Origin of the sequence: Pseudomonas sp. AM8 (assembly GCF_036346475.1) — a bacterium.
Lineage (GTDB): Bacteria > Pseudomonadota > Gammaproteobacteria > Pseudomonadales > Pseudomonadaceae > Aquipseudomonas > Aquipseudomonas marginalis.
This window is the reverse complement of record NZ_JAOTNX010000013.1, coordinates 225,297-241,274: the sequence shown is the minus strand read 5'-3', so window position 1 is coordinate 241,274 and position 15,978 is coordinate 225,297. Positions and strand designations below refer to the sequence as shown.

General features: G+C 60.4%; 16 protein-coding genes and 1 pseudogene. 10 read left to right on the top strand and 7 right to left on the bottom strand.

Features of this window, described 5'->3' with window-relative positions:
• The first annotated feature begins 138 nt into the window (after positions 1-138).
• Together V3W40_RS27640 and V3W40_RS27635 are read left to right on the top strand one after the other, a co-directional pair.
• The gene (locus V3W40_RS27640; protein WP_003191666.1) at positions 139-543 is read left to right on the top strand and encodes a TraR/DksA family transcriptional regulator; all 405 of its coding nucleotides are present in this window, start codon (positions 139-141) and stop codon (positions 541-543) included.
• 96 nt (positions 544-639) lie between these two features.
• A complete protein-coding gene (locus V3W40_RS27635) occupies positions 640-2,322 on the top strand; it encodes a methyl-accepting chemotaxis protein (RefSeq protein ID WP_442962869.1) in 1,683 nt (560 codons plus the stop codon).
• A gap of 81 nt (positions 2,323-2,403) precedes the next feature.
• Here the strand turns inward: V3W40_RS27635 and V3W40_RS27630 are convergent, their stop codons facing one another.
• The 3 genes from V3W40_RS27630 to V3W40_RS27620 all read right to left on the bottom strand — a co-directional run bounded on the left by V3W40_RS27630 (position 2,404) and on the right by V3W40_RS27620 (position 3,325).
• Positions 2,404-2,640, bottom strand: a complete 237-nt coding sequence (locus V3W40_RS27630) for a DUF2789 domain-containing protein (protein ID WP_065927942.1) — start codon at positions 2,638-2,640, stop codon at positions 2,404-2,406.
• A 72-nt stretch (positions 2,641-2,712) separates the two neighbouring features.
• Positions 2,713-2,943, bottom strand: a complete 231-nt coding sequence (locus tag V3W40_RS27625; protein ID WP_065927941.1) for a hypothetical protein — start codon at positions 2,941-2,943, stop codon at positions 2,713-2,715.
• A 115-nt stretch (positions 2,944-3,058) separates the two neighbouring features.
• The gene (locus V3W40_RS27620) at positions 3,059-3,325 is read right to left on the bottom strand and encodes a hypothetical protein (protein WP_330216050.1); all 267 of its coding nucleotides are present in this window, start codon (positions 3,323-3,325) and stop codon (positions 3,059-3,061) included.
• Positions 3,326-3,741: 416 nt separating this feature from the next.
• Here V3W40_RS27620 and V3W40_RS27615 point away from each other — a divergent pair, with 416 nt between their 5' ends.
• Positions 3,742-4,191 (top strand): hypothetical protein, encoded by a 450-nt coding sequence (locus tag V3W40_RS27615; protein ID WP_051429370.1) that lies wholly within the window; start codon positions 3,742-3,744, stop codon positions 4,189-4,191.
• A 133-nt stretch (positions 4,192-4,324) separates the two neighbouring features.
• Positions 4,325-5,341, top strand: a complete 1,017-nt coding sequence (locus V3W40_RS27610; RefSeq protein WP_065927978.1) for an ABC transporter substrate-binding protein — start codon at positions 4,325-4,327, stop codon at positions 5,339-5,341.
• Positions 5,342-5,424: 83 nt separating this feature from the next.
• Here V3W40_RS27610 and V3W40_RS27605 read toward each other — a convergent pair whose 3' ends face one another.
• Positions 5,425-7,551 carry a TonB-dependent receptor gene (locus V3W40_RS27605; protein ID WP_330216049.1) on the bottom strand — a complete coding sequence of 709 codons (2,127 nt, stop codon included), beginning with the start codon at positions 7,549-7,551 and terminating at the stop codon, positions 5,425-5,427.
• A 95-nt stretch (positions 7,552-7,646) separates the two neighbouring features.
• Complete coding sequence (locus tag V3W40_RS27600; protein WP_074846374.1) at positions 7,647-8,036, bottom strand: DUF2946 domain-containing protein; 390 nt, start codon at positions 8,034-8,036, stop codon at positions 7,647-7,649.
• 92 nt (positions 8,037-8,128) lie between these two features.
• Between V3W40_RS27600 and V3W40_RS27595 the strand changes: the two genes are divergently transcribed.
• From V3W40_RS27595 to V3W40_RS27585, 3 genes and pseudogenes are all read left to right on the top strand, one after another.
• On the top strand, positions 8,129-8,566 hold the full coding sequence (locus V3W40_RS27595; RefSeq protein WP_137212906.1) for a DUF3995 domain-containing protein: 438 nt from the start codon (positions 8,129-8,131) through the stop codon (positions 8,564-8,566).
• 116 nt (positions 8,567-8,682) lie between these two features.
• Positions 8,683-11,184, top strand: a pseudogene (locus V3W40_RS27590) (TonB-dependent siderophore receptor).
• A gap of 271 nt (positions 11,185-11,455) precedes the next feature.
• Entirely contained in the window at positions 11,456-11,785 is a 330-nt protein-coding gene (locus V3W40_RS27585) for a hypothetical protein (RefSeq protein ID WP_026136677.1), read from the top strand.
• A gap of 13 nt (positions 11,786-11,798) precedes the next feature.
• Here the strand turns inward: V3W40_RS27585 and V3W40_RS27580 are convergent, their stop codons facing one another.
• Entirely contained in the window at positions 11,799-12,698 is a 900-nt protein-coding gene (locus tag V3W40_RS27580) for a LysR family transcriptional regulator (RefSeq protein WP_065927936.1), read from the bottom strand.
• A 109-nt stretch (positions 12,699-12,807) separates the two neighbouring features.
• Between V3W40_RS27580 and V3W40_RS27575 the strand changes: the two genes are divergently transcribed.
• The 3 genes from V3W40_RS27575 to V3W40_RS27565 all read left to right on the top strand — a co-directional run bounded on the left by V3W40_RS27575 (position 12,808) and on the right by V3W40_RS27565 (position 14,656).
• Complete coding sequence (locus tag V3W40_RS27575) at positions 12,808-13,866, top strand: AbrB family transcriptional regulator (protein WP_330216048.1); 1,059 nt, start codon at positions 12,808-12,810, stop codon at positions 13,864-13,866.
• A 78-nt stretch (positions 13,867-13,944) separates the two neighbouring features.
• On the top strand, positions 13,945-14,391 hold the full coding sequence (locus tag V3W40_RS27570; RefSeq protein ID WP_330216047.1) for a GNAT family N-acetyltransferase: 447 nt from the start codon (positions 13,945-13,947) through the stop codon (positions 14,389-14,391).
• A 4-nt stretch (positions 14,392-14,395) separates the two neighbouring features.
• Complete coding sequence (locus V3W40_RS27565) at positions 14,396-14,656, top strand: hypothetical protein (protein WP_065927933.1); 261 nt, start codon at positions 14,396-14,398, stop codon at positions 14,654-14,656.
• Between the two features lie 265 nt (positions 14,657-14,921).
• Here the strand turns inward: V3W40_RS27565 and V3W40_RS27560 are convergent, their stop codons facing one another.
• Positions 14,922-15,866, bottom strand: a complete 945-nt coding sequence (locus tag V3W40_RS27560) for a GGDEF domain-containing protein (protein WP_330216046.1) — start codon at positions 15,864-15,866, stop codon at positions 14,922-14,924.
• Between the last annotated feature and the right edge of the window lie 112 nt (positions 15,867-15,978).

The window sequence follows — 15,978 nt, the reverse complement described above, 5'->3', positions numbered from 1 at the left end:
TCGGCCTTAGACTGCCGCCCCTCGTAAATTGAGTGCCGGGTGGCGCTTGGAATGGATGGCGCCTTTCCGAGACCTGCAGAGGTCGACCGGAACGCTCCCTTATTCGCCTTAATGCACGTATTTTTTATAGAGAAATCAATGACAAAGGAAAAGTTGCTGGCCATGCCGGCGGATGACTACATGAATGCCGAACAGCACGCTTTTTTCGAGAAGTTGCTGCAGGACATGAAGGTGGAACACCACGAGCGCATTGAGCAGAACCGCATCGCCATTGAAAGCCTGGACACCCCGGCCGACCCTGCCGACGCCGCTTCCGTTGAAGAAGAGCGCACCTGGCTGGTCAATGCCATCGACCGCGACCAGCGCATGCTGCCGCAGCTTGAGCGTGCACTGGAACGCATCAAGGAAGATTCCTTCGGCTGGTGCGATGACAGCGGCGAGCCTATCGGCCTCAAGCGCCTGCTGATCAGCCCGACCACCAAGTACTGCATCGAAGCGCAAGAGCGCCACGAGCAGATCGACAAGCACCAGCGCCAAGCCTGATGCGCTGAAGCTGGGGAATCGCCTGGGCGGTTCCCCGGAGAAAGACCCGTTACGCCCCGTCTATTGATCTGCTGCAGGCTACCCCACTAAAGGCCCATGGATAATGGCTGGATAGTGGCGTTTAATGCAGGGACAAAAATGACAAACAGTGGGGTAACGACGATGGCTGGAGACGGATCTCTGATGGGCGCAGCAGTGCCACCGCAACCGGTGGTGCGCGTGTTGCCCGGCTGGTTGATGCCGCTCCTGCAGAGCGCCGCCCTGGTGCTGGTACTGCTGGGCCTGGCGTTTGCCAGCCTGCCGATATACCTCTGCCTGCCCATTGCCTTGCTGGTGATCTGGCTGCCAGGCCTTATGAACCGCACCTCCCGCACGGCACCGCCCGTCACTGCCGATGCCATTGGCGAGCTGACCCGCGATCTGTCCTATACCACCAGCCACAACGCACTGTCCGCTGCCGGCGTCGCCTATTCAGTCAAGCAACTGGCGGCTCGAGTGCAATCGCAATTGGGCGCGGCCAAGCAGATCGTCAGCAGTGCCGAAGTGATGATCAGCACTGAAAAGGTCACCTCTCAACTCAGTCGCGAGGCCCTTCAGGCGGCCAGCCAGGCCCATCAGCGCAGCACTGAAGGCCGTGAAGTGCTGGCCCAGTCGATCATTCGTATGCACCAGCTCAGCCAGCGCGCCAATGCCAGTCGGGAGTTGATTGAAGCCCTGAGCCAACGCAGTGAAGAAATCCAGCGGGTGACCCTGGTGATTCAGTCCATCGCCAGCCAGACCAACCTGTTGGCGCTCAACGCCGCGATTGAGGCGGCGCGGGCCGGTGAGCACGGTCGCGGGTTCGCCGTGGTGGCGGATGAAGTGCGTGGGCTGGCGGGCCGCACAGCCACGGCCACCGATGAAGTCGGGGTGATGGTGGCGGATATCCAGCAACGCACTGCCCAGGTGGTTGAGCAGATTCGCCAGCTCTCGGCAGACTTGCACACCGGTGTCGAGCAGGTGGAGCACGCCGGCGAGCACCTGGAGAACATTGCCGGCCTGGCGGCGGGTGTGGAAGGCCAGGTCAATGAAATCGCCCAGGGCACCGACACCAACCGCGCCCAACTCGACAGCCTGTTCCATGCCGTGGAGCAAATGCGCAGCGATCTTATCGTGAGCGACCAGCAGACCCGCCAGTTGGCCGATGCCGCTGTGCAGATGGAAGGGCAGGCCGAAACGATCAGTGAGCGCCTGGCGGAAGTCGGGCTGGATGACTATCACCAACGCATCTACGACCTGGCGCGCGAAGGCGCGAGCCGGATTGCCGCGCAATTCGAAGCCGATGTACAGCAGAACCGCATCAGCCTGGATGACTTGTTCGACCGCAGCTACACCTTGATCCCCAACACCAGCCCGAGCAAGTACCACAGCCGGTTCGATGGCTACACCGACCAGGTGCTGCCGGCCATCCAGGAAGCACTGCTGCCACGCCATGAAGGCTTGGTGTTTGCCATTGCCTGCACGCCCCAGGGCTATGTGCCAACGCACAACAAGGCATTTTCCCAGGCGCTGACCGGCGATGCCCAGATCGACGCGGTGCAGAACCGCACCAAGCGCAAGTTCGAAGACCGCACCGGCATCCGCTGCGGCAGCCACCAGCAAGCGGTGTTATTGCAGACCTACACCCGCGATACCGGTGAGTTGATGCACGACTTGTCGGTGCCGATCATGGTCCGGGGGCGGCATTGGGGTGGCTTGCGCCTGGGGTATAAGCCGGAGGGGGCGAAGGCTGCGCGCTAGGGATTGTTGTTGTCTGTGAGGCGGGGAAATACCAGCTGCCTGGCAAGCGCTATTGCGCTCAGGCAGCCGGCATTGAGTGGGTTACTGCGATTGATGCAGGCGCTGGTTCAGCTCATCCACCGCCATGGCCCAATCGGCGTCTTCACGCAGTTCTTCCTTGAGGAACTGTGCCTGTTGCGGCGTCCAGAACGGCGCGTCGATCAACTTGACGTCGTCACTCAACGGGTGCGCGACAATAAAGGCGTCGATAGCTTCGGGGGTTGAGTCCAGGCCCAGTTGTTCAAATAAGGTTTCGAGTGTCGGTATTGGCGCGTCCATGTCAGTCTCCGTGCGGGTTTCGGGATCGTTATGCATGGGAGGCTTGTGGCGCGGTAGAGTTCGATCGGATTGTCAGGAGGTCAGTGCCCCTGAATCCACTGCGGCCTTGAGTGCCTGGGCGGATTCTTTTCCGGCGCTGGCGGCAGTGTCGAGGGTCTTGAACCAACGGTCTTTTTCGACCTGGTGCGTGGTGACGGTGGTCAACGGCGGCTTGGCGCGCATCACGATCACTGCTTGAAACTCACCGTCTACTTCCCTTGCGTCGCCATGGATGAAAAATTCGCCAATATCAAATTCCGTCACGTATCGCCTTCCCTTCGAGGTAACCAACAGCACTGATGAAACCTGGCCCGTGAGGGAGCAAATTCCAATGGACAGGCCAGTATGGCAGTTGTTGAAGGGCGGCGGCGCAGTAAAGTCATCCGGGTGACGAAACGATTCCGCCGTGCAGTGAGGCCTCCAGCCGCTTGGCCAGTTCACAGGCCTCGATGTGGTCGCTGCGAAAGCCTTTGATCCTGCCACTGGTGACTTCGCGGATATGGAAGAAGTTTCTTCCGGCGGGTACAACTTGGTAAAGAACGGAATCGGGGTACCCGTTGGGACTGCGTAAGCAGTAGTATTGCTGTTCGTCCTGACATGATGAACGAGTGCGGGGAGACATAGCGTCGTATTGGCGTCGTTGCATGGTCAGCTCCTGTCGATCGATCTTGTTGACCCACCAGCGGCGTTACAGGTGGTTTTGACCCGTGTTGCTGTTTTAGTATTGTCGTCGGCAGTCGGCATCTGGTTCCACGCCGAGGTGTTTTTGTTTGTATGAGCTGTCGGAAACTGCGTTTTTAATAGTGTTATTCTCTGAAGCGGGTCGACCGGTATTCTCTGGTTATTGAACCTGTGATCTCCTGCGATGCCTGATGTCCCTGCGCAAGGCCCATCGTGCATGCCTGTCCGGGGCTTTGGGCGCAGCAACGGGGTCTTCTTCAGTTTTTCCATGAATGTGTTGTGTGATCGTGCCGAGATGGCCGTTTCTTTGTGCTGCCCGCTCTGGCGGTCAGTGCTTTATTTCGATGTGGGGGCGTTTCCTTGGCAGTCAGTAATCTGGATATGCACGCGTTGTTCGTGCTGGGTGATTTGCGCGCAAAGTTGGTCAAGCAGTTTCAATCCCGTTTTGTTTACATCACCGAGCAGACGCCGGAAGGCATCTACATCGCCGAAATCGATACCGAAGCGGCAATGGTTGTGGATGACAAACCCCGTCTGGAACTCAAGGTGGGCGACCATTTCCGTGCTGCGGTATTGCCCAGTCGCGAAGGTGGCAAGTTCGAACTCAAGTTCCGCGACATCAAGTTGACGGTGTATGGTTTGGGCGACTATGCCTTTGTGTCCTCGCCCGAGGGCCAGGGCATCGTCTTCAAGGAAGGCCACAGTGTGATGCTGGTGTTTGCGGCCCATGAACAACTGCAGGAAGGCCTGACCAAGACCCTCAAGGCCGTGACCGGCAAGGCCGCCAAATGGCGCAAGGGTGAGCTGGTGACGTTCAAGGCCAGTGAATAATCGGTAAATACTGCGAACATCTCCTATCTCCCGGAACCTCTACTACAGTTGAGTTGACTTAACTATTCAGAGGCTTCGCGCATAGACAGCAAAGCCGTTCGTTGTTTGCTGCGACATCGCGAGGTGCATGGGCATGAAAGGATTGAGAACGCTGTTGGCTGCATCGCTGACGACCCTGGGTCTATCGGTGGCTTCACTGCCAGTTTCGGCCGCGCCAGCGCCGGTGCACTTTGCCGACCTGAACTGGGAAAGCGGCAGCCTGATCACCGAAATACTGCGGGTCATCGTCGAGAAGGGCTACGACTTGCCCACCGACACCTTGCCCGGTACCACCATCACCCTGGAAACCGCCCTGGCCAAGAACGACATCCAGGTCATCGGTGAAGAGTGGGCCGGCCGCAGCCCGGTGTGGGTCAAGGCCGAGGCCGAAGGCAAGGTGGTGGGCCTGGGCGATACGGTCAAGGGGGCCACCGAGGGGTGGTGGGTGCCGGAGTATGTGGTCAAGGGCGACCCGGCCAAAGGTATCAAGCCCCTGGCGCCGGACCTCAAGAGCGTGAAGGACCTTGCGCGCTACAAGGACGTGTTCAAGGACCCGGAGTCTCCCGGCAAGGGGCGCTTCCTCAACAGCCCCATCGGCTGGACCTCGGAAGTGGTCAATAAACAGAAGCTCAAGGCCTATGGCCTGGATGACAGCTACGTGAACTTCCGCAGCGGTTCGGGAGCTGCACTGGATGCCGAAATTGCCTCGTCCATCCGTCGCGGCAAACCGGTGTTGTTCTACTACTGGTCACCGACGCCGTTGATGGGGCGCTACAAGCTGATCCAGCTGGAGGAGCCACCGTTCGATGCCGAGGCCTGGAAGACCCTGACGGATGCGGATAACCCCGATCCGAAGCCTACGCGGTCGCTGGCGTCCAAGCTGAGTATTGGCGTGTCCACGCCGTTCCAGAAGGAACATCCGCAGATTGCCGGGTTTTTCCAGAAGGTCGAGTTTCCGATCGAGCCGCTGAATAAAGCCCTGGCGACCATGAGCGAGAACCACACCGCGCCCCGGGAGGTGGCCCAGGCGTTCCTCAAGGAGCATCCTGAGGTGTGGAAGGCGTGGTTGACCGAGGATGTGGCGCAGAAGGTCGAAGCCAGCTTGAAGTAAACACGGCGCTTATTGCCGAGCGGAGATCAAAAATAATGTGGGAGGGGGCTACACCCCTCCCACATGTTGTTTGCACTGTCGCTTCAGAATTTGGTTTGCACCGCCAGCTCGAATGTCCGTGGCGCTCCCAGGTAATACGCTGGCGACACATGGGCAAACTCGGCATACACCTCATTGGTCAGGTTGCGCACCCGGCCGGTCACCGAGATGTGTGAATCCACCTGGTAGCGCAGGAACGTCCCGAACAGCGTGTAGGCCGGCACTGTCTGGGTGTTGGCATTGTCCGCATACACCTCGGCGACATAGCGTGCATCCACACCGCCTTGCCAGTCCTCGGTAAAGTCATAGGTCAACCACAGGTTGCCGATGCGCCTGGGCACGTTGGTCGGTGTATTGCCCTTGCGCGAGACCACCGCGCCACTGGCGATTTTCTCGTTGAACTCATCGTATTCGGCATCCACCCAGGCGATGTTGCCTTCCGCCAGCAGCCTGGGCGTGATGCGCAATGAACTGGCCAGCTCGATGCCCTTCGATGACTGCGCGCCGACCGGGATGCTCGTGGTCGGGTCCTGCGGGTCGGTTACGGCAAAGTCCTTGCGTTCGATCTTATAGACAGCAACGGTGGCCGAGCCACGGCCGTCCAGGTAGTCGAACTTGCTGCCCACCTCCCATTGTTTGCCGGTCGACACATCGAACACCTGGGTGGTCGTACTCGGTTGCTCGGCGGCGGTGCTGTATTGCACGTAGACATTGGCCGATGGGATGAACTGGTAAGTCAGGCCGACGCGACCGGTCACCGGTTCCCAACGGCGCTTGAAGTGCCGTGGGTTGGTGGCCGTGACCTCGCGGTGGTTGGTCACATCCAGGTCGATGGCGTCGTAACGCAGGCCGCTCAGCAGCGAGAGTTTATCGGTAAGGCCCAGGCGGTTCTCCACGAACAACGCCTTGGTGGTGACCTCATTGGTCTTGTCCTTGCCAAAGTTCTCCCGGGTACGCGGGATGTCGTAGAAGTACCCGGGGGCGAAGCCGTTCGGGTCCACCGTGCTGTTACCCGGCACATTCAGCGGCGTGTTGGTTGTGCTGTTGACCTTGTACTCAAAACCACCGGACCAGGTGGTCGACAGGCCGAAGAGGCGGTCGTCATGGCGCAGCTCGAACTGGTTGCCGTGCTGTTCGCCCTGGTGACGCACCTGGTAGGCGGTCGAGCGATTTACCGCACTGTTGTCGGCGTTGTATTGGTAGGTTTCGAGGTTGCGGTAATCACGCTGGCTATCGAGGTGGTAGAGCGTATTTTTCAGCGTCGTGCTGTCGTTGACCCGGTAGTCGATGATCGAGCGCGCCCAGATCGTGCGCTGCTCGTAACGGCCGTCGGCGACGTTGTAGTTATTGAAACGGTTGTGTTTGTCGATCTTCAGCTCGCCGGCCTTGGGGTTGAGCACCGGCGTGCCCCAGTAAGGGCTGTCTTCCTGTTCATCCTGGTATTCCAGGGCCAGGGTATGGGACAGGTCGGGAGTGAGGTCGCTGAGCAGGGAAAACGCCAGGCTCCAGGCCTCACGCTGGTCGCGGTCGATGTAGCTGTGGTTGGTGTTGCGGCTCACATCCAGGCGCGCGTAATGCTGCACCTCGGCGCCGGGCTCGGTCAGCGCGTGATTGACGCCGAATGCCATGCCGGTGGTGTCGTAGCTGCCATAGGTGAGCTGACCTTCGGCGGCCTGCTCCTCACGGGTGGCCAGCTTCGTCACATAGTTGAGCGAGCCGCCTACGGAGCCGGCGCCGTTGATCAGGGAGGAGGGGCCGCCCACCAGTTCCACGCGGTCATAGATCCAGGCATCCACGGGGCGGGCCAGGCCGGTGGCGACATTGATACCGTTGAACATCTGGGTGATCTGGCTGCTGGTAAACCCACGGTAAGAGACAAACCCGCCAAAACCCGGCGGCGCACTGGCGTTGACGCCGGGCAGGGTGTTGGCGGCATCGCGGAACGTCTTGGCACCATGGCGCTCGATGTCACTGCGGTTGGCAATGGCAACCGACGCTGGGGTTTCCCGCACGCTCAGTCCCAGACGCGACGCCACGCCGCTGGATTGATCCAGGGTGAGGCCGGGTTCGGCAGTTGATTCGCCATCAATGGTGGTCGGAGCCAGTTCGATGGCCCAGGCGCAGGCAGGCAGGCAGCCGAACAGGCCCGCCAACAGGGGTAGATGTTTCATGGTTGAATCCTGAAAAACTTGGCTTGAAAACAACGCACGACCGTCCGTCATTCCGTGTGGAACCGGTGGTCAGTGCAGATTGGAAAGCAAAGGGATCAGGCGAAGGCGGGGGGCGCGCGCGGGTTAGCCGTGGGCCAGGTGAAGCGGGCAGGGATATCAGCGGCCAGCACGACGGCCGGCGGCGGTGCATGGGGTTGTGGCACCACCGCCACATTCAGGTTGGAACTGAGCGCCGGGCCCATGCCGCCGGTGGAGCACAGCGGGCAACCAAACGCCTTGGACAGCGTCGGCAGGCTCTCATCGGTGGAGTTGGACGGCTTGGGCGCCTGGGTACGCGGGTCGACGGTACAGAACTGCCCGCCGATGCCATTGAGCTGCATCCCCACCATCTGCCCGTGACCGATACTGCAGGCGAATACATTGAACAGGACGCAGCAATAGAGCATCCAGGCAATGAGCGAGCGGTCGGCACGGGCGATTTTCATGGGGCGGCACTTTACCATCAGCCGCCGACGAAATGCCTGCAAAAAATCCCAGGGCGACTATCCTGTTTCGCACCTTTCAGGGAGAACCCGCCATGAGCTTTGTCATCGCACGATGGATCGTCGGCGTTTTTACCTGCATCAGCATGGTGCACTTGTACTGGGCTGCCGGCGGCAAACTCGGCAGCCTCGCCGCCATCCCCCAACTGCCCGGCGAATTCGCCAGCGGGCCTCGCCCTGCATTCAAGCCCTCGGCGCTGGGTACCTTTCTGGTGGCGATGGGCTTGGTCGGCATTGCGCTGCTGGTGTGCCTGCGGGCCGGGCTGTACTTTTCGGCGGTCTCCCATGCGGCGCTGCAATGGGGAATCAGCGCGATCGCCCTGCTGATGTTTGCCAGGGCGATTGGGGATTCGGAGTTGGTGGGTTTTTTCAAGAAGGTCGGCGGGTCACGGTTTGCGCGGTGGGATACGTGGTTCTATTCGCCGTTGTGCCTGGTGTTGGGGGTGGGGTTGTTGGTGGTGGCGTGGGGTTAATGAGGGAAACACAACACACCGATCTACGCCGCCCAAATAAAAACTGCTCTCATTCTTGCCCGATTTGCCGACCTGGCCGTCATGGTTAATAGAACCTCTATTACCCAGGATTTCCCATGTCGCGCCTTGCTCGCCCCTTGCACCCACTGGCCTTGTCAGTGGCGTTGGCTTTCGCCGCCGTGCCGTTGCTGAACGTCCAATCCGCCTTCGCCGAAGAAAGCCGCAGCGCTGTACGCGGCTTCCAGATTCCGGCCGGTGACTTGAGCCAGGCGCTCAATAGCCTGGCCGAGCAGGCGGGCCTGGTATTGGCGTTTGATGCGAGCCTGACACGCGGCAAACGCAGCAACGGCTTGAGCGGGCAGTACGCCACCGACGTGGCGCTGACCCAGTTGCTCGCCGGCAGCGGCCTGCAGGCGCTGAAGCTCTCGGCCGACCGCTACCGCCTGGAAGCCATCCCGGATAACGGCGGCGCCATGCAGCTGCAGGCCACCACCATCAGCGGCGCGTACCAGGCCGAAAGCCCTACCGGGCCGGTGTCCGGTTATGTGGCTACGCGCAGTTTGTCGGGCACCAAGACCGATACCGCGCTGATCGAGACCCCGCAGTCGATCTCCATCGTCACCAAAGACCAGATGCGCGCACAGAACGCCGAGAGCCTCAACCAGATCCTGCGCTACAGCGCCGCGGTCATCCCGGAAACCCGCGGCGCCACGGCGTCGCGTCTCGACCAATTGACCATCCGTGGGTTTGCCCCGGCCACTTACCTGGACGGCCTGCGCATGCCGTCGAGCCGTGATGCCTTGCCGTAAAAGGATGCCTTCGACCTGGAGCGCGTCGAAGTGCTGCGCGGTCCGGCGTCGGTGCTGTACGGGCAGGGCACGCCGAGCGGGGTGATCAATATGGTCAGCAAGCGCCCGCTGGATACGCCGTTCCATGAAGTGGGCGTCGAATACGGCACCTTTAACAAAAAGCGCACCACCTTCGATTTGAGCGGGCCGATTGACGATCAAGGCGTGTATTCCTACCGCGTCGCGGGGCTGTTCGACGATGCCGATGGCCAGGTCGATCACACCGAAACCCGTCGCCAGTCGTTGTCCAGCGCGTTCACCTGGCGGCCGGACGAAGACACCTCGCTGACCTTGCTCGGGCATTTCCAGAAGGACCCCAAGGGCGCGTCCTACGGTTCGGTGCCGGCCTGGGGCTCGGTATTGCACAGCCCGACCGGGCGCAGCATCGACGTGGACTTCTACGACGGCGAAAAGAACTTCGAGAAAAGCGATCGCGAGTACTACTCCATCGGCTGGGCCTTCGAGCATCACGTCAACGATGTGTGGACGGTGCGCCAGAACGCGCGTTACCTGCGCAGCGAAGGACGCTATCGCAGCCTCTACAGCAACTACCTGCTGGCGGATTACCGCACCATCCGACGTTCCACCATTGCCAGTGACGTCGACATGGATGCCTACACCCTCGATAACCAGGTGCAGGCCAAATTCGACACGGGCCCACTGCAACACACCCTGCTGATGGGGCTCGACTACCAGAACACCAGCACCGACACCCTGTTGGGCTCAGGGACGTATACCGCCGGGCCGACACTGGATATTTTCAACCCGGTCTATGGCGCGGCCGTGCCGGTACCGGCGTACACCACCGATGGTACGTCGCGCAGCGAACAGACCGGGGTCTACCTGCAAGAGCAGATGAAGTGGGACAAATGGGTGCTGTTGCTGGGCGGTCGTTATGACTGGGCCAGCACCGACAGCACCACCAAGACCCTGCGCACCGGGGCCAAGAGCCAGTCCTCCCTGGACAGCAAGGCCTTTACCGGGCGTATTGGCCTGGTCTATCTCTTCGATAACGGCCTGGCGCCGTATGCCAGCTATGCGGAGTCGTTCAACCCGCAGTCGGGCACCGGTTACGGCGGTTCGGTGTTCAAGCCGACCGAAGGCAAGCAGTATGAAATCGGCATCAAGTACCAGCCGCCGGGCAGCAACAGCTTTATCACCGCTGCGATCTTCGACCTGCGCCAGACCAACGTCCTCACCACCGACCCGGACCCCACCCACTTGTGCGGCAGCGGTCGCTGCCAGAGCCAGGACGGCGAAGTGCAATCCCGTGGTTTTGAGCTCGAAGGCAAGGCCAGCCTCAACGACAACCTGGACATCACGGCGGCCTATGCCTACCTGGATAACCGCATCAGCAAGTCCAACAACACCGTGCGCTATGCGCCCATCAGCGACATCGGCGTAGGCCCAGCCATCAATGCCGAAGGCACCACCACTTATGCGGTGCCGCGTCACACCGCGTCGGCGTGGGCGGACTACACCTTCCACGATGGCAACCTCAAGGGCTTCGGGGCCGGTGCCGGTGCGCGTTATGTCGGCTCATCTTGGGGCGACACGGCTAACACGCTGAAAGTACCGGGCTACACCTTGTTCGATGCGGCGGTGCACTACGACATCCAGAACATCGTCAACCTCAAGGACAACCTGCGGCTGGCGCTGAACGCTACCAACCTGGCGAACAAAGAGTACGTCGCGTCGTGCTACTCGTACTCATGGTGCTGGTATGGCTCGCAGCGTACGGTGCAGGCGAGTGCCACCTACCAGTGGTAAGTACCTGGGCCTGTGTAGTGAGCGAGCTTGCTCGCGCTGGGCTGCGAAGCAGCCCCAAAACCAGGCACCGCGTTCTGATACACATAGGTGTATTGGTGGGGGGGCCGCTTCGCGCCCCAGCGCGAGCAAGCTCGCTCGCCACAACAAGCGGGCTCATCACAGGGCCATCAGTTGTCATTCGGTTTCACCGATAAGGCAATTTAGTGGCCCCTTTGTAACAAAATTCTCGCCAGAATCGCTTTTATTTTCAGGTGGTTAGGTGAGGAAGCAAATGCGCACTGTTGGAATCATGCTGATCGCCTGCTCCCTGGCCGGCGGCGCGGCTGCCGTGCAGGCACGGGAGCTGCGCGAGGGTGACAAGTACATGTGCAGTTGGGGCGCCGGCACGGCTGCCAGGGCCCAGGAACTCAAGCTGTCGGGGGTGTCGTTGTACGCCGCGCGGCAGAAGATCCAGACCATCAAGTTCAATAAGTCCTGGATGCGCATGATGGCCATGGGCATCACCGAACAGACGTATGACAGTCGTTCACGGCTCAAGCCCGAAGCGATTCGCCAGAGTTTCTATCAGGATTGCGTGCGCTACAAAGTGGCACGCAAATGAGTGGCCAGCCCGCTTAGCGTGTGAGCGGCGAGCTGGCATCCTCCTGGAAATACACCTTTGCCGTTTCAATAAACCGCCGATTGGCCTGGGACAAATACTCACTGGCGCGCCAGCACAGGTTGAAGTGCATGAATTGTGCAGGCTCGAAAGACACACCCGTGAGCCCGACCTCCTGCTCTTGAACTGACCGCAGCAGGGTGGAAACCCCCATGCCGCTGCGGGTGGCGGCAATCACCAGCGGAACGAAATTACTTTCCAGGGCAATATTGAAACGCACGCGGGCATCGCTGCAAAAGGCATCCAGCAGGTGGCGTTGCAGGAAGGTGTTGTCGAAGACCAGCATGGGCTCGTCCTGCAATTGCGCCGCCGTGATCGAAGGTGCCCCTGCCAACGGATGCCTTTCGTGCATGCACAACACCATCTCATCACTGCCGAGCAGCACCGACTCCCAGTCCGGGTCAACCCGTCGCGACTCCAGCAGCGCCACATCAATCTGCCGTGTGGCCAGGCGTTCGCTGATGTCATCGGCACTGCCTTCCACCACATGCATGGCAATGCCGGGATAACGCGCGCGAAATTGCATCAACAGTTCGGGAATATGGCGGATGCCGTACATAGGCGGCACACCGATGCGGATCTCGCCGCTGTGCAGTTGAGTCAGGTCCTGCAGCTCGCGGCGGGCACCAGCCAAACCTTCCAGGCAGGCTTCGGCGCGCGCCAGGAACAATTGGCCTTCGGCAGTCACGCTGATTTGCCGCGTAGCACGGTTGAACAGGGCGACACCCAGTTCCTCTTCCAACCGACTGACTGCCATGCTCAATGCCGGTTGCGCCACATGCAGCGCCTGCGCGGCCTTGGTGAAGCTGCCTTGGCGGGCGATTTCGACGCAGTATTCCAGGGCTTTCAGGTTCATACGGGATCGCATAACAAAAGTTGATGATTTGCTTAACAAATGGATATTTTCTGTGATGATGTCAAGTCTATAACCTGTCGGCATTCTTCTCCATGCCGGGTTCATCACAATGCGCAACCTTCGCCAGTATTGGCTCCTGACCCTCATCATCGGCGCCTTGGGCGGCAGCGTTGCCAGTTGGGCGGGGTGGCCGTTGCCCTGGGTGATTGGCTCGCTGGTCGCCGTGATGCTGAGCCGATGCGCCGGCGCGCGGGTGCCGGAAGTGCCCCACGGGCGCAGGATCGGGCAACTGATCGTGGCGGTGGCCATCGGCTGTCATTTCACCCTGCCGGTGATGCAGCAAGTGGCGACCCATCTTGGCCTGATCGTAACGGCAGTGATGCTGACGCTGGTGCTGGCCGTGTGTTCGGTACTGATCCTGCACCGCTGGGGCGTTTCATTCGGTACGGCGTTCTTCGCGTTGATGCCGGCCAATTCCACTGAGATGGTGCACCTGGGGCGCCAACGTCATGCGGACACATCGTTTATCGCGGCGGCCCATAGCATTCGGTTACTGCTGATCCTGCTGGCGGTGCCCGCCGTCGCCACCTTTGGAATGCCGCACGTGGCTGTTCGTGTGCCGTTGCCGGTGATCTGGCCCTGGCTGGTGTTCATCCTGGCGATGAGCGGGCTGGCAGCCCTGGGCTTCCAGCGCTGCAAACTGCCCAACCCATGGACGTTCGGGCCGTTCCTGATCTGCGCGGTGGGAGTGGGCTGCAACAACCTGTCGATGAGCATGCCAGGCTGGCTCAGTGGCACCGGCCAGCTGTTGATCGGCTGCGCGCTCGGCGTTGCGGTTGACCGTGGTTTTTTCCTGCGGGCGCCGGGTTTTCTGTCGAAGGTGTTGCTGTTGTTGGCGGGTTCGGTAATTGCCACGGCCCTCGCCGCGTGGGGACTTGGCGCCTGGCTGGGCATGCCGTGGCTGTCGCTGGCCTTGGGCATGATGCCCGGCAGCGCGCCGGAAATGAGCCTGACCGCCGAGGCCCTGGGCCTGGCGGTGACGCTGGTGACCGCGATGCAGGTGATCCGGATGTTGCTGATCCAGGCGGCGTGCCTGCCGCTATTGAGGCTGCTGGACCGTACCCCGCAGGTGCGTACGCCGGCGAGTGCAGGCTCAGGGTTCTGGTAGGCCGTCGCTTACAAATCCACGACATTCACTGTGTTTCAATTTGCATACAATTGCGTCCTTCACTAAGGGGGGGCCGGTATGCAAACGCTAATTCGCGCGGCGACGCAGGACGATGTCGATACGCTGTTCGAGATCCGCACATCGGTGATCCAAAACCATTTGAGTATTGAGCAGATGGCTGAACTGGGCATCACGCCGCAGCTGCTGGCCGATAGCATGCGTGAAGCGCCCTGCGTATGGATTGCCGAAGTGGATGGCCAGCCAGTCGCTTTCGCCATGGTCGACCTGGCTGAAGGTGAGGTATTTGCGATGTTCGTGTTGCCGAGTCACGAGAACCTCGGGTTGGGCCGTCAACTGATGGCGGTCGCCGAAGCGGCGCTGTTTGAACACCATGACAGGCTGTTCCTGATCACCGACGGCCGCGACGAAATCCGCGCCAACGGTTTCTACCGGCACTTGGGCTGGTCGGTGGTGGAGCGGGTGGAGGGTGACGACGTTCGCTACCAGAAGAGCAGGGCAGGGTAAGCCGATGAGCCCGGCAGCCCGCCCATCGTCCACCAGCTTGCGCTCCCTCGCGGTCGGCGTGCTGTGCGTTGCGGTAGTGCTGGGGGGCTATTTCGTGCAACTCAACGCCAAGGCGGATCGCCAGCGCGAAGAAGCGGCCGAGCGTTTGGCACTTTGCCGACAGGTTGAGCGGGTCGCCAGTGTGGCCACATCCGGTGGCCTCGAACTTCGCGATACCTGCAAGCAATTGAGCGAGGGCGGATCGAAGAGTGTCACGCCGCCGTAACTTATAACCCTTTTTTATAAGTGGGAATAACGGCGGTAGTTGCACCAAAAAGTGGCACTTATATACTTCGTTACCTTAAAAAACATGTGGTTATTGAAGGACTTACACCGCTTCTAATCCGACGAAAGGATATAAAATTTTCTTGTTACAGCTTTTTACACTCGTTACTATAGCCGGGCGTTCACCTCCCACGGTTTATGCATTTTTAAATCCCAAGTTTCCATCAGCTACTTGGGATTTTTTTTGCCTGCGATTTGACCCGGCATCAAACTTCCCCGTCTGCAAACTCTGCGCGCATTCGCCCGTTGCGTTTGGCCTGGTAGAGCAACTTGTCGACATCTTCGACAAAACCCAGCATCGGGCTGTCGGGTTTGACGATGCGCGTACCCACGCCGAGGCTCAGGGTCAACAGGTTGGATACTGCTGAAAAGCCATGTTCGATCTGTTGCTGGCAGATCAGGTGCAGGCAGCGCTGTGCCACCTGTTTGGCCGAGGCTGCATCGGTTTCCGGCAGCAACCACACAAACTCTTCACCGCCGATACGTGCAATGAAGTCCCGGGGCCGGTTGGCGGCGAGTGATAGGGTACGCGCGACCTCGCGCAGGCATTCGTCACCCTTGATATGGCCGTAGTGGTCGTTGTACTGCTTGAAGAAATCGATATCCAGGATGATCAATGACAGTGGCAACTGGCTGCGCTGGGCGCTGGCCCATTCGCGCTCCAGCACGGTGTCGAACATGCGCCGGTTGGCGATGCCGGTGAGGCCGTCCTGATAGGAATATTCCTCGAGTTGCTTTTGCAGGCGCACCAGGTGTTCTTCGGTCTTCTTGCGTTCGCTGATATCGAACATAAAGCCGATCAGCGCCTCGACTTCACCGTCCTTGCGCACCACATGCACCACGTCGCGAATCCACACGTAGTCGCCGTTCACCGTCAGCGCCCGGTAATCCGCCTCATGGTCCACCCCTGCACGGGATTGCGACACGCAGAAATTCACCACGTATTCGCGGTCGTCCGGGTGCATGCGCGAGACCCAGTCATCGACGCTGACCCAGCTTTGCGGGGTCCAGCCCAGCAGCGCTTCGATCTGCGGGCCGATATAGCTGAAGGTCATGGTCTGCCAGTCGATACGCCAGGGGATGGCCTTGGTCGACTCCAGCAGCGTGCGGTATACGTCGCTGTCGGGCTGGCTCGGAGGGGCGATGCTCATGGTGGATGGCTCGAATGATGGCTAAGTGCCCAGAGCGTCGTGTGATCGACGGTGGGAGTCAAGTGCTTGCCGAGGCAGCAGACGAGAGGTCGTGTGACGGGCATGGCGGCGG

Bases quoted from the DNA above. Each gene is read 5' to 3' on its own strand.
- V3W40_RS27640 (WP_003191666.1), top strand. From the start codon at position 139: ATGACAAAGGAAAAGTTGCTGGCCATGCCGGCGGATGACTACATGAAT.
- V3W40_RS27635 (WP_442962869.1), top strand. From the start codon at position 640: ATGGATAATGGCTGGATAGTGGCGTTTAATGCAGGGACAAAAATGACA.
- V3W40_RS27630 (WP_065927942.1), bottom strand. From the start codon at position 2,640: ATGGACGCGCCAATACCGACACTCGAAACCTTATTTGAACAACTGGGC.
- V3W40_RS27620 (WP_330216050.1), bottom strand. From the start codon at position 3,325: ATGCAACGACGCCAATACGACGCTATGTCTCCCCGCACTCGTTCATCA.
- V3W40_RS27615 (WP_051429370.1), top strand. From the start codon at position 3,742: ATGCACGCGTTGTTCGTGCTGGGTGATTTGCGCGCAAAGTTGGTCAAG.
- V3W40_RS27610 (WP_065927978.1), top strand. From the start codon at position 4,325: ATGAAAGGATTGAGAACGCTGTTGGCTGCATCGCTGACGACCCTGGGT.
- V3W40_RS27605 (WP_330216049.1), bottom strand. From the start codon at position 7,551: ATGAAACATCTACCCCTGTTGGCGGGCCTGTTCGGCTGCCTGCCTGCC.
- V3W40_RS27600 (WP_074846374.1), bottom strand. From the start codon at position 8,036: ATGAAAATCGCCCGTGCCGACCGCTCGCTCATTGCCTGGATGCTCTAT.
- V3W40_RS27595 (WP_137212906.1), top strand. From the start codon at position 8,129: ATGAGCTTTGTCATCGCACGATGGATCGTCGGCGTTTTTACCTGCATC.
- V3W40_RS27585 (WP_026136677.1), top strand. From the start codon at position 11,456: ATGCGCACTGTTGGAATCATGCTGATCGCCTGCTCCCTGGCCGGCGGC.
- V3W40_RS27580 (WP_065927936.1), bottom strand. From the start codon at position 12,698: ATGAACCTGAAAGCCCTGGAATACTGCGTCGAAATCGCCCGCCAAGGC.
- V3W40_RS27575 (WP_330216048.1), top strand. From the start codon at position 12,808: ATGCGCAACCTTCGCCAGTATTGGCTCCTGACCCTCATCATCGGCGCC.
- V3W40_RS27570 (WP_330216047.1), top strand. From the start codon at position 13,945: ATGCAAACGCTAATTCGCGCGGCGACGCAGGACGATGTCGATACGCTG.
- V3W40_RS27565 (WP_065927933.1), top strand. From the start codon at position 14,396: ATGAGCCCGGCAGCCCGCCCATCGTCCACCAGCTTGCGCTCCCTCGCG.
- V3W40_RS27560 (WP_330216046.1), bottom strand. From the start codon at position 15,866: ATGAGCATCGCCCCTCCGAGCCAGCCCGACAGCGACGTATACCGCACG.